Annotated in this window: 8 protein-coding genes and 1 pseudogene; 4 read left to right on the top strand and 5 right to left on the bottom strand. The window is 37.5% G+C overall.

Features of this window, described 5'->3' with window-relative positions:
* On the bottom strand, positions 1–375 hold a 375-nt coding region (locus PGN18_RS09050), incomplete at its 3' end, for a hypothetical protein (protein ID WP_335319125.1).
* Between the two features lie 874 nt (positions 376–1,249).
* Here PGN18_RS09050 and PGN18_RS22390 point away from each other — a divergent pair.
* The 4 genes and pseudogenes from PGN18_RS22390 to PGN18_RS09020 all read left to right on the top strand — a co-directional run bounded on the left by PGN18_RS22390 (position 1,250) and on the right by PGN18_RS09020 (position 6,684).
* Positions 1,250–2,132: pseudogene (locus PGN18_RS22390) on the top strand (IS982 family transposase).
* A 256-nt stretch (positions 2,133–2,388) separates the two neighbouring features.
* A complete protein-coding gene (locus PGN18_RS09030; RefSeq protein ID WP_335319123.1) occupies positions 2,389–2,541 on the top strand; it encodes a hypothetical protein in 153 nt (50 codons plus the stop codon).
* A 368-nt stretch (positions 2,542–2,909) separates the two neighbouring features.
* Positions 2,910–3,809, top strand: a complete 900-nt coding sequence (locus PGN18_RS09025) for an AraC family transcriptional regulator (protein ID WP_335319122.1) — start codon at positions 2,910–2,912, stop codon at positions 3,807–3,809.
* A 709-nt stretch (positions 3,810–4,518) separates the two neighbouring features.
* On the top strand, positions 4,519–6,684 hold the full coding sequence (locus PGN18_RS09020) for a family 43 glycosylhydrolase (protein ID WP_335319121.1): 2,166 nt from the start codon (positions 4,519–4,521) through the stop codon (positions 6,682–6,684).
* Positions 6,685–7,448: 764 nt separating this feature from the next.
* On the opposite strand, the gene PGN18_RS09015 is transcribed toward PGN18_RS09020, so the two are convergent.
* Genes PGN18_RS09015 through PGN18_RS09000 form a run of 4 tightly spaced genes read right to left on the bottom strand, consistent with a single transcriptional unit; the run spans position 7,449 to position 13,718 of the window.
* Complete coding sequence (locus PGN18_RS09015; RefSeq protein WP_335319120.1) at positions 7,449–8,402, bottom strand: hypothetical protein; 954 nt, start codon at positions 8,400–8,402, stop codon at positions 7,449–7,451.
* A 24-nt stretch (positions 8,403–8,426) separates the two neighbouring features.
* Positions 8,427–9,098, bottom strand: coding sequence for a hypothetical protein (locus PGN18_RS09010; protein WP_335319119.1), 672 nt, complete (start codon positions 9,096–9,098; stop codon positions 8,427–8,429).
* Position 9,099: 1 nt separating this feature from the next.
* Positions 9,100–10,569 carry a RagB/SusD family nutrient uptake outer membrane protein gene (locus tag PGN18_RS09005; RefSeq protein ID WP_335319118.1) on the bottom strand — a complete coding sequence of 490 codons (1,470 nt, stop codon included), beginning with the start codon at positions 10,567–10,569 and terminating at the stop codon, positions 9,100–9,102.
* An 11-nt stretch (positions 10,570–10,580) separates the two neighbouring features.
* A complete protein-coding gene (locus tag PGN18_RS09000; RefSeq protein ID WP_335319117.1) occupies positions 10,581–13,718 on the bottom strand; it encodes a SusC/RagA family TonB-linked outer membrane protein in 3,138 nt (1,045 codons plus the stop codon).
* Between the last annotated feature and the right edge of the window lie 200 nt (positions 13,719–13,918).

The raw sequence follows: 13,918 nt of genomic DNA, 5'->3' as shown, positions 1-13,918 counted from the left end.
AGCAGGCCAGCCCATAACATTCCTGAAATAACTGAATTCAGATTCAAAATAATTAAGCATTGGCTTGATAGCAGATGCTGTAACCAACTTATTTGCATTCGGACCCCATCTGAAACACCACCAATCTGAAGTTGTAGTACCTACTACATTTGCGCAATCTTCAAGCACTTTCGTTGGAGCTTGCAGTTGTGGATATTCTGATTTGAAATCATAACTGATCCCAGGGCTGTATGATGGCCAATTGTATGAAGTTTCCAAAATTTGCTTTTGTTCATTTAGTACCCCGGGAACATCTTTATTAATCTGGTTCTTGGAACACCCAAATAATAGGATAAGTGCACAAGCTTGAAGTGCGTTGACTTTACTGTTTTTCATAACATTGATATTTATTTTATAGGTTAAGTGATTAAATCTACATTAATCAAATTTTTAAAATACGCCAAATATTCACCGATTATAGTCAAATTATAACGACTTTAATCAGGAATCATGAGTTTAATCAACATGATTACGTCAGTATTCGATTGATATGATATGTCGAACTTTTAAAGTCCCATATTACTAATTCTGCCTATTGTAATACATCAGCATGGTAGAACATAGATAGTATGGCTAAACTTATAAAACACTTAGCTTAATCGATCATACCAAATCCATACGTATTAAATATTATGGACTATTACTTAATTATTCCCGAATCACTAAATAAATATCAGATTTTTACTGAGATTAAACTGCCTAGTATTTTAAAACGAATTATGTTTTAAGAAAGATGTATTCAAGATTTGTTATATGCCCGCAGAGTTAGAGCGTGATCTATTAAAAAAAAGCAATCGGCATATTCTCCAAGAGCGGTCGGTGAAATATAAAACATAAAAAACAATGATTCCATGTTCCCGATTAAAAAAGATGTGTCACGTTTTAAAATTAAGTCCTAAAGGGTTATTATAAATGGAAAACAGAACCAGGAGCCGGAGATTGCTTTTGAAAGAAGACATAAAAAGCAGATAACTTTGATTTATTTTTCGTCAAAACAACACTATGCAAACCACAGAATTAGGTTCGAAATAAATTCTTTAGGGTATGGAATATCACGAATCATCATTTCAAAATATATGAAATAGCTGGGTTAAGAAGTAAGTTGAAGTGAGTTCGGGGTGAATAAACGATAAAAAAAGAAGCAAAGAGTTTGTTTTTTTGTTTATAAATATCTGTAAATAAATTAATTAACAAAAAAAAATACAGCTCTATGCTCAAAGACAAAATTATAGAAATTTTCGTACAAGTTGATGATTTCTGCAAGGAAATAATGCCGGAAACTGAAAAACAGCTAATCGGTACCATACTCTGGGCAAACGCAACAGGAAAACCGGACTCTGCAACACTGAAATGATTACCCCCCCAATCATTGCCTTTTACTGTGGGCAGTTCAGCAATCTGAAGTCCTTCTACGTTCATTTTGCCCAACCACACTTGAAGGATATGTTTCCCGGACTGGTGTCCTATGACAGATTTGTCGAGCTTCAGCCAAGGTCCGCCCTACTGTTCATGTTATTGGTCAAGATGAATTGCTTGGGAAAATGGCCGGGGATTGAGCTTTATTGACTCCCCCACACCTCAAAGTATGCCATAAACCGCAGGATACATCAGCATAGGGCGTTTAAGGACATTGCAGAACGTGGACAATACTCTATTGGCTGGTTTTACCTGTTTAAATAGCACCTGATCATCAATGACAAAGGTGAGATATTATTGTTCAATTTCACAAAAGGAAATGTTGACGATCGGAATTGAAAGCATTTTGCTGAAATGAACAGGGATGTTTTAGGTAAGTTACTGGCGATAAGGGATATGTTTCCAAAGCGCTGCCCAAACCACTTTGGGGAAACGGAATTCAGATGATGGCAAAACCAAAGAAAAACATGAAGAACGTTAAACTAAGTCACCACGATAGGATCATGCTCCAGAAAAGAGCCATAATAGGATGCCTAAATGATGAACTTAAGAATATATGCAAGCTGCAGCATACATGGCACCGATCGGCAGGAAACTTCCTACACAATATTCTATGCGCGATAGTGGCATATTCCTTATTCCCTGAAAAACAATCACTCATTCAATTTGATAATTGAAGACAGTTATATCTAGCTGCTTAAACCGAACTCATGTTAGTTAAGCATGAAACTTAAAGTAACCAAGAACTTTAAGCACAATTATCTGGTAGAAAATGTGTTGAATCGGAATTTCACTATAGAGAAACCTTCTCAAGTTTGGGTTTCTGATGTCAACTATATTCAAACCAAAGGAAAATTTTATGCTTTACTACTGTTATTGATTTGTACGATCATAAAATAATTGGCTTGAATTTAAACAAAGTAATAAGTAACGATGAAACAAGTCTTACAGCTTGGAAAATGGCTGTCAGTAAACAGGAAAATAGCTGACAGATTAGTTTTCCACTCCAACCAAGGTGTTCAATATGCAAGTAAGAAATTTGTGAATACCAATGGATTTTATGGCGTTACAAGAAGTATGAGTTGAAGAGGAAATTGCTCCCATAATGCCGTAGCTTAAGGCTTTTTCAAATCAATAAAAAACAGAACTCATTTATGGAAACAAGCTGATTACAAAAAAACGGAACTGGAAATCTCTTATTACATTGAGATCTAGTATACTAAAAAAACATCATAGGCACTAAACTATAAGGCAAAAGAATAATTTAACAAGCAAAATAGAATCTATAAAAATGTAGCTTAACTTCTATTGGACTTTTTTTTGCATATCCGGTTCTTAAAAAAGAGCAAAATATTATCAAATAGTAGCAGGATTTAATCATATTTAACTGTATCTTTTTTTTGAGGTCTCAATGTCTTTATATTTATACTGTTAATTTGATATTCAAAAAATAAATGAAAATATTACCATTTACTATGGTTTTGCCGCAAGATAAGAGTATAATTTCTGAACATGTTCACATCCCTCATTTTTATCCATATCTTCACCGGCATGATGAGTGGCAGATAACATACATTGAACAAGGTGAAGGAACGCTTATTATTGACAATAGTATAAGAAGCTTTAACACAGGAGATATATTTGTTATCGGAGCTAAGTTACCTCATTTGTTTAAAAGTAATCCTGAATACTTTACTGATCAAGGAAAATCAGTTGTTGCATGTTCTATTTATTTCGATTTCAGAGGAATATTGGCGCCTTTTTTTGCTTTGCCTGAACTGATGTTGGCGAGCAACTACCTATCCAAGAATAAACATGGATTTAAAGTATCGGCTGGGTCAGCTAGTCAAATATCTTCCAAAATGTTTGACGTGCATAATTCATCTGGTCTCGATACTCTATTTACTTTCCTAAATCTGATTACAGGACTTCAAGAATTAGGAGGAGATATCGAGCAACTAGGCTCAGATTTACATTTTTCAAACGTTCCCAAAACTGAGAGCTCGCGATTAAATAGAATTTCAAGCTTTATTAAAGAAAATTACTATAAACAAATTACACTGGAAGATGTGGCTAAGGCTGCATTTATAACACCTAGGGCATTTTGCAGATACTTCAGAAAACACACTGGCCATACTTTCGTTTCCTTTTTAAATGAAGTTAGGATCACTAATGCTTGTAAAAGTCTCCTTTCAGACGACATCGATAATTGTCTATCTCGCGTGGCATACGCGGCAGGTTTTACCAGTGTTGCAAATTTTAATCGTGTGTTTAAGAATATTGTTGGTCAATCTCCAAAAGCATATATTGAGGCCTACAATGGAATAAGCAGCTCAATTTATACAATTGCTTAGAAAAAAGATCAAATCTTTTATTTAACCACTAAATGTGTTATCTATTAAATTAGTAAGGAGTTCGCTTAATTTAATTACCATTATAAGATGCAATAGAAATTGGTTTTATAAAACTGGAAAGCCATACAGTGAGTTTTTTAGAACTATCTTCTGGTTGCTGATTTGTATGATATTATCTATCTGGAAATAGCACTCCTAAGAAATTTTATGAAAAAATAATAGAGCATCATTTTGACTAAAATTTATATTCCCCACATAGGAGGCTGGAAGACAATATTTTAGACACTTCAATTCAGGCCATGTGGAAATTTCAAAATAACTCACAAGGCAGCGTAACCCATAATTGCTGCCCTTACTTAGGAAATACTCGAACTTCCCCAGAATATCCGAGATAACGTACGCTGCTTGGAATAAAGGAGATATGTATTTTTCTAAATGGTTAAGACCTGCGAGATGTTAGAAAATAAGTGAAATAACATGCTAAAGTTAATTTTACTAAAGTCTGGTAATTTGTTTCATCAATCCATGAAAAGGTTAATATAGTATTACTGTTAGCGAAAAATAGAAATGTATAAGAAGGATTGGGAATCTATATTTGTTCAAATTTTTGAAAATAATGTTGGATGGTACTAATGAACTTAATATTTATTCTCAATCTTTTATCCTGTTGCTAGTTGCTAAAAATTTCTTATTTTGAAAGCTAAACTCTATGAATAAAATATATTTATCATATTCGAAAATTTTGATATCATTGGTCTGTACGTGTGGTCTGTTCCAGACATGTGAAATGTCAGTGGCTCAGGGAGTCAAATCTATTGCGGCAACCAAAAAACTCAATCCACTATTGCCAGGATATTTTGCTGATCCCACTATTAAAAAATTTGGTAATACTTATTATATTTATTCGACCACAGATAATATCATGCTCGCTTCAGGTGCCCCTACCGTTTGGTACAGTACTGATTTTGAGAACTGGTATAATTACACAATGGATGTTCCATCATTTACGTCTATACCCCTGGTCAATTTTTGGGCACCTGATGTAGTTGAACGAAATGGGAAGTATTATCTATATTTTGGTAATTGTGAAATTGGGTGTAATATATATGGCTATGTATCTGACACTCCCGTTGGCCCATGGAAAAAGTTAAGTAATCTTGATAAACCAGTAATTACGCATAATTTCCCGAAAATTGGATTTCCCTCACTTGATGCGCAGTTTTACACTGACAATGACAATAAGATTTACGGCTACTGGGGAACTTGGGTGCATTATAATGGAGGCTATGCCGTTGGTGAGCTCAATTCTAAAACGATGAGTGACATGCAGTTGTCAAAAAATATTCCATTGATACAGACTCCTCAGCCTTTTGAAGCACCTTACATGATCAAGAAGGGTAAGAAATATATTTTGATGTATTCAGGTGGTTCTTGCCATGACGATACCTATAATGTTCGTTATAGTTATGCAGACACCCCCTATGGGCCCTTCACTCCTGGTAAGAACAATCCGATATTGAGTACCAACGGTGATAATACTGTTCACGGTCCTGGTCACCATTCCGTACTACAAGATGGTAATGATTATTATATAGTGTATCATAAGCATGATTATCCCATGACCCGGGGAGGTCTTTCCAGGCAGGTTTGCATTGACAAACTAGTTTTCGAAAATGACTCCACCTTAAAAAAGGTTGAACCCGAACATACCGGATTGATCAGTCTCAAAAAACAAGAACTTCCGGAGAATATTGCACTGAATATGGGAGTTACAGCATCATCGTTTTATTGTTTGAACAAATATGGTGGAAGCTATAACTATCAGCCTTCCTTTGCTACGGATGGAAACAATGCGACACTATGGAAAGCCGGCAGTAATATGTTCCCCCAAGATTTGACGATTGATCTGGGTAGAGAAAAAAGGGTAAAGCGTGTATTCACACAGTTTGAATTCCCAACATTCTATTATCAATACATATTGAAATATTCTATTGATGGAAGGAACTGGAGAGTATTTGCAGATAAGTCTGCTAACCGTACTCCAGGCAGCCCTATGATTGATGATAATGATGTGAAGGCCCGTTACGTTAAACTAATTGTTGTTGGAAGTGAAAAACAAGGTTTGTATGCAGCGGTATGGAATATGAAAATATTTGATTCACTTTTCGAAATCCCGCTGTCATTGCAAGGGAAAGTTTCCCTAAAAGTGCCTGCTGTTAATATTCGAAAGGGAATGATTTTAAATCTTGATATTGGAAAAACATCACCAAATAAGTCATTTACGACATTAAAAAATAAGGGTACACTTGGCGGCCTTTTTAAAGGTGTTGGAGATGTTCGTGTTCAGAACGACGAACTTGGTGTCAAGGCCATCAACTTTGTTAACGGATACATTATTTCTGATCGACCTGTTCCTCAGCAAATGGCTTGGAATGGTTCTTATTCGATCGCTACATGGGTTAAAAATCCAGTTATTGACAAATCAGGTGAATGCCTCATGTCATGGTGCAACAGAAAAATCTTCGGATTGGCAAATTCATATAATGCGATGTACTACAGCGATTCTGGGTATGGAGCAGCCGGACATCTGGACTATCATTTTGACATGAAATTTAATTTGTTGCCAAAGGCAAACGAATGGCATCATCTTGTGCTGACTTTTGACGGCATCGTGGAAAAAATCTTTGTGGATGGGAGACTTGATAATCAACAAAATATGACTTTAAGCTCAGCAATAGATAATGCACACTTTATAATCGGCTCTTCTGATGAAAAAGAAAATTATACCGGGCTTATAGCCTCACTTAAAATGTATGATTATGCGTTAAGCTACGCGGAAATCCTGAAGCAGTTTAGACAAACTGTCTTTAAATAGAGAGTTTTGTCGTTACTACGAGATTAATCGAGATATTCCATCTGAACAGATTTATCATAATAGTCCTTAAAATAATAATAATAATTAATATATCAATTCACTCTACGCAAAGCCGTTATTTTGTAAGTGTAACAGATACCATAGCGACTAAAGCTGTCCATAACAGATTGTAATGCTACAATAAAATTTTAATTATTTCAATTAACACAAGATGACCTTAAAGTTCAAAATCCTTTCCATTGTCCTTTTCAGGAAAACCAATCGAGATTAAATTTCCAAGCCATTAGGAACGGATAGGATGAGTATTTTTTTAATTTAACTAAGCGCCTTGTCGTTTTTTTCTGCCCTCGTAACCTAGTTAAGCCGAACGAGTGCTATACTAAAGGTAAGTAAAAACAGTCATATTTTCTTCCACCTATTATTCGTATTGGTGGACTTAGGTGGTACTAATTTAGATCATAGAACAGCAAGATAGTTTGATTTTGACTGGCCTGCTAAGAATTATCCACAACTCTCAGAATCCTAGCGATATTGCGGGATAACATAACATATTCTATTCCGACATAGCTGGTCTCTAAACATCCAGAAGTTCTGGTTAGATATCGCTGAAGATGAGTACCAACCTTCCTTTTAAGAAATAAAGGTAAACGAATCCTTTTCATAAAATTACCTAGGGAGGCATACATTAAAATGGTCAAGGTACCAAAGAAGAACCCAGAGCCGTTTTCAAGCGACCTGGGTTTTATCATTATTAATCTAACTAACTAAGGTTTTTTCGTAATTGAGGGGATTTGGATAGTAACCGTATAGCTGCCTGCTGATAAAGCCTTGAATCCGAAAAAAACTGGATTGGCATTTCTGTTTTCTACAGTAAATCTTGCGGGGATCCGGTAATAATTTCCTGTGCCGTTGGCGCCATCTTTAATCGGGAAGCCATTAGGAAGATCAATAAACTCCCATTCTAATGCAGATGATGTTCTAACAACCGGAAAATACGGGTTCATCTGCGAAAAGTTACCTCTATCCCCTCTGGTAATTACCTGTCCGGCAGAAGGATCAAAAGCTACACCATTTTTGTCCAAAAATATAAACCTGATCTTATTGGGTCCTTTATTGTCGTAAGTAACAGTTATAGGCAGGTTTATCCTGTCGCTAAAGCCTGTTTCCGAATTAGGATCGGAGGTGGTTATAAATGGTCCTGCATCAAGGGCAAAATATGCCTTTGGCAATAGCTGTATTCTACATGCATTTAAAATCTGGCGGGTACCTTTGATGTTGCTCACTTCTACATCAATCACATAATTACCTGTAGAAACAAATGCTGTTGCCTGTGAGAGTGATATTCTTCCCCCAATCTCGCTCACCTCCAGAGGTAAAGCCGGTTTAAGTACAATTTTTTTGTTTACTAAAGCAACGGTTGAATCGGCACTGGTAATCTGACCGAGGAACTGTTTAATTGTAAACTCTTTTGTCATTTCGGGTGCCGGCTGCCCGGTGTCTGCGTTTCTAACGGCAAGAAGTTTAACCTTTACCGGCCCGGTGGTTCCATCTAATTCAATTGAGTTTGAATTTGTTACATTTCCCTGGGTAGCAATTAAAGGGTTTGGACTGTAAAACATATAGTCGCTGATGAAACCCTTTTCTACCTTTTTGCAGCCGAAAAAAATGCCTGTCAAAGCCAGTGCTGCTATGGATGAAATTAATAATATTTTCTTCATGATTTTCCCTGTTATGATTCCGTGTTAGAATCTGATGAATGTATGATTATTGCTCAGCACATGCAGCATACCGCCAGATGATGGTTCTATATCGGTGGTCTGGCACTGGGCTTTAAGGTCTACGTTTGGATCATTGGGCTGGGCAGTTACATTAGGGGGATCCAGACCACCCCTAACTTTTACATAATAGAGATAATATATCGGTGCAGATGACCAGGATTCGGCTGGCTTGGGCTGCAAAATCCTTTGGATTGCTGTTTGCGTATTTGCTGCATTACTAACAATGGTAGCCTGTAAGGGTGTTGTCATTAACGTTACCCTTGACTTTACAATGTACATCCTTAGCGAATCTGCACTGATATCCTTATACATATCAGTCAGGGTGTAGTTATTGTTTTCGTTAATAAGTCTAACAGAATCTCTTTTTATTTTCAGGTAGCTGTTGATGGAATAGTTAGTGGGAGCAAAAAAAGTTGCTGCAGCATTCACTTCTGCCTTCATATTGTAATGATCAATCACCATAATCAGCGTGTCAAACAAGTGGTATTTGTGCTGCTTCAGGTAATCATATGTTGTTAGCGGGGTTTTAGCGATACTTAATCCACCATCTGTCAGGTATTCACTTTTCTTACAGCTTGTAAAATAGGCAAGCGCCAGACAGCATATTATGAAATAGAATATTTTATTTTTCATCATTTTACATCTTTGAGCTCCAGAATGGAGTTTGGGTTAACTTTTTGTTTATAACCATTAATGCCGGATCTATTGGCCAATAGTATTTGCCGGCATCGAAATCACTTTTGTTCATCTTATCATCTCCGAACTTAATAGTGCCTGTTTTTTTTCCGAGTCTAACCAAATCGTAAAAACGGTGTCCCTCCAGGAACAGTTCTCTTCCCCGCTCATTTATAACGGCTTCAAATAAGTTGGCATTATCCCCATTCCAGGCGCCTGCACCTGCTATGCCCCTTACTTCGTTGAGTATGGTCCTGGATTGATCAAACTGGTTTAATGCTGCAAGTGCTTCGGCCTTTAAAAGCTTTATATCGGCAAGCCTAAAAATGATGATGTTATTATGGGCTACCGGAATAATTACGTTTTGCCCGTTAACATAGGTGATATTCGAATACTTGATACAGATCGGATCTGTTGAATTGGTCAATGCAAAGGCTTTAGAATACCTTTTATCATTGAGATCATTGAAAAGATTCTTTAAAGTATTGGTATTGAGCGAAAAAACAGCATTTCCGGTATTAGTTGTTAAATAAGGGCTTTTTAAAGTATAATTTGCTATGTTACCTACATTTCCTTCATTTTCACCACTTTGGGCAATCTCGAAAATGCCCTCGGTAGATCTGCCTTTATATATGTCAAGGTAATTATCTCTGCTTACATACTCATAGAAGTTTTGGTCAATAATCTTATCGGTAGCCAGGTTACAATTTTGGTAATCGCCTTGCCAGGCATAAATATGAGCCAGAAGGGCATATGCAGAACCTTTATTTGCCCTTACGGCTCTATTTACAGGATTCGCATAATCCCAGCTCAACAGGCTTATTGCCGTGTTAACATCACTTAAGCACTGCGCCAAAACTTCAGCTGCCTTATTGCGCGGAATATCAACTGCATCTGCAATCGCTCCGGTTTGCGTAACCAGGGGAACATCTCCCCAGATTCTGGTCATGTAGAAATAATTGAATGCCCTTAAAAAATAGGCTTCGCCCAACAGGTTGTTTTTTGATGTAGCTGAAGAAAATTTATCATCTGGTATTGTGGGAATAAACTTAATACATCTATTAGCCTGGTCTATAGCACTGTAAAAGCTATCATATCTTCTCATTTGCATCATTGGATCTCCTGTTTCTGCCGTAGCAACAGCTATCGACCACTTGATTGTAGAAATATTGTCGAAACGGTAAGAATTCGCCGCAGAAAATTCATCGGTTGGCAGATCTCCGTAGGCATAAAATGCTAATCCGTTGGCCTTATTCAAAGTCTTTCTTAATAGTGCGTAACCTCCTGCTATACCCTTGTCTGCGTCATTTTCATTTTTCCAAAAGGTAATATCGGTAGAGGTGCTAATGGGTTTCTCATCAAGAAATTTCTTGCATGAAGTTGCCATGCATAATCCAATTGCAAAGTATATGTATATTGCTAATCTTTTCATTGTAGTAATGTTTAAAATGTTAAATCAATGCCAAAAGTGTACTTTTTTGGAATGGGATAGTCATTTCCGCCTGAATATCCATCTACGCCCACCGCTTCAGGATCGGGTACCGTGGATCTGGACCATACTTTTACATTGTCCATTACACCATAAAACCTAATCATGTTCATGCCTAGTTTTTTTGTGAGTTTTTGAGGCAAGGCATAGCCCAAACGGATATTTTTGATGCGTAAGAAACTCGCATCTTCTACATACATACTCTGACCAATGTGCCATTTGTCTACCGTATTGGTAATCAGTCCCGGGTATTTGGCAATATCTCCTGGTTTGGACCAGAAATCCGAAACATTAAAGTTTGATGCGGGTCCTGATCTTGGCCCCCAATAGAAGTATGGATTCGAAGTTCCTGCATCCTGAAACTTATCTGAGAGGTATCCATTACGCAGGCTGCGGCCAGAAATAAAAGTAACCAACACGTCAAGAGAAAAACCTTTATATGAAAATGAGTTGGTCATACCACCTGTGATATCCGGATTTGGATTTCCATATGTAACATAGTCATTATAATCGATGTTGTAGTCGCCATTCTGATCAGCCCTTGCCGGATCGCCTGCACTATATTGTGCACCCCCGAAATGCGTAATCCGTTTGCCTGTTTTCGGATCTACAGGAACATCTGCATCAGTTGAATAGATTCCTCTCACATCCCAAATCTTATAGGTAAACAATGGTTCACCAACACTTAAGGTTTGTTGTAGCCAAGGTTGTCCGAAAGTGAAATCTCTTCCCCCGTTTGGCAGTTTGGTAATATAATTATCATTATACGCGATGTTGAAATTAGTTGTCCACTGAAATTTTGACTTAGGCCCAAAATTTCTCGTGGTTAAAGTTAATTCTATACCTGAATTGCGCAGATCAACAAAATTGTTCGAGATCTGAGAATAACCAGTGGTAAGTGGTACAGCAACCTGAAATACCTTACTTTTAGAATCCCGTATATAGTAATCTGCTGTTAAGGTTATTCTGTCTTTTAATAAGCCCATGTCAATGCCTGCATTAAACTGCGGACTTCTTTCCCAGCTAATTGAACTTGCTGAAGCTGCTCCATAATAATCCGGGTACAATACCTGTGTACCGTTATAGGTAGTCTGAACCCCGCCTACACCATTTGCCAGTACTGATGTTGGATAACTTGCATCTCCTATTAGCGATTGGTATTGAGCATAATAAGCACCGGGGTCATTACCGGTTACGCCATAACTGGCTCTAAACTTTAAATAGGAAACAACATTCTTCACTGGCGAGAAAAAGCTTTCTTCAGATGCATTCCAGCCTGCTGATACTGAAGGGAATGAGCCCCAACGGCTATCTGCGCTATACCTTGAAGAGGCATCAGCGCGGTATACAGCCTGTAAAAGATATTTTCCCTTGTAATCATACACAAAACTTCCCATCCATGATAAACGAGAGCGTTCCTGGATATCGTTACTGACAAACAAATTTGGGCCTGCTGCAATTCCCGTAACAGTTTTTACTGCATCCGAATTTCCTATACTGGAACTATAGGTATTGTTGAGAACATTTTTCTCCATTCCCTGTAGCAGGACGATGTTGAAATTATGTCCACTCTTCAACGACTTATAATAGTTTAATGTATTCTCCAATTCCCAGCGGTTGGTTTGATAGATATATCCGTAAGCTTCATTCTGGCCGCTGGAACTTAAAAGATTTGGTTTAAAATAGCTTCTTGTATTGTTGTTTATATTATACGATATCGTGCTTTTTAAGTTTAAACCAGGTATAATGGTATATTGGGCCATTGTATTTCCGTTTAAACTCGTGGTTTTGTCATCGTCCCTTAGTTCATCATATCTGCCAGTATATAACGCCTGTTCGGCGGGGCCGATGCTCCAAAAAGATGATGGAAAACCCCAGGTAGTGAAAGGGTATTTGTTTTGGTCACCTTGGCCATGCTTGGCTTTGGTGAGGCCGACAAAGAGATTGGTTTGGATCAGCAATTTTTCGGTTGGAGATGCCTGTAAGAACAGGCTAGGGGTAACCCTGTTGATATCATAACCTTTCATTACTCCTTCCTCAAAATATCGGTTGAAAGAGAATCTATAGGAATATTTATCCGTTGCCGCCGCTATGCTTGCATCAATATTGCTGATATTTCCCGTTTGGAGAAATAACCCTTGCCAGTCTGTATTATTATTAAATGCAGTATTTAAACTATCAGTTAACATCATATTCAGATTTTTGAGCTGAGTATATGATGCATTACCTCCATAGAGTAAATCCATTTTCAGTCTTCGCTCTGCAGTACCGGTCTGCATGGGCTTTAGCGCCGGTTTGTTAGCAATACCGAAATAGCTTGATATTCTGATTTGTGGTGGGGCGCCAATAGCTGCACGCTTGGTTTTTACAATGATAACTCCGTTTGCCGCCCTGGCACCATAAACGGCTGAAGCAGATGCATCCTTAAGTACATCAACAGATTCGATGTCGTTAGGGTTGATTGCCTGTAAGGGACTGCTTCCATAGGCTGATCCTATATCATTGACATCATAAATCACCCCATCGATAACATATAAAGGTGAACTGCTCTGACCTAAGTTTACATTACTTGCTCCACGGATATTGACAATGTTATTTCCTCCAGGTTCGCCTGAAGTACTCAAAACCGTAAGGCCCGCAACCCTGCCCTGCAGCATGGCATCAAAGGTAGAGTAAGGCGTATTCTCAAAATCTTTTCCTTTTACAGAAGATATGGCGCCAGCTGTTTTTTTTCTCTGGATGTTCTGGTAACCTATGGCAACCACCTCATCTAAAGAGTTGTTGTCTTCCACAAGCTGAATATTGATGTTCGTTTGGCCAGCAACAGAAATTTCTTTCGATTTATAGCCAACAATGCTTACCGTCAATATTGAAGAGCCTTCTTTTAAGGTCAATGAGAAGTTTCCCTTGGTATCCGAAGAGGTACCGGTTGTTGTGCCCTTTTGTTTGATAGATGCCCCGGGTAAAGGCTGTTTTTTTCCATCGGTTACCGTCCCTGTAACTTTGGTTTGTGCGAAGCTGAGAAAGGGTATCATAAAGAATAGGATAATACCCAGAAACTTACTTCGCCTTAAAGTAAGATTTAATTTCATTGGTTTATTGGTTAGTTATAACGTTGTGGTAACGTTTATAAATTTACCCTTTAATGATTTGATTGTAATGAATATTTTACCCAATTCGAATCATTTTTTAACCAGTTTAAAGGAAAATAATCTTCTTGTGTTGTTATCTTATCATCCGATTTAAGCTTTTCTATTATTATTGAAACCAGATATTACCGAAAGTATTTCTA

Origin of the sequence: Pedobacter terrae (genome assembly GCF_036946585.1) — a bacterium.
Classification (GTDB): Bacteria; Bacteroidota; Bacteroidia; order Sphingobacteriales; family Sphingobacteriaceae; genus Pedobacter; species Pedobacter terrae_C.
The sequence above is the reverse complement of the archived record's forward strand: the minus strand, read 5'-3'. Positions and strand labels throughout refer to the sequence as shown.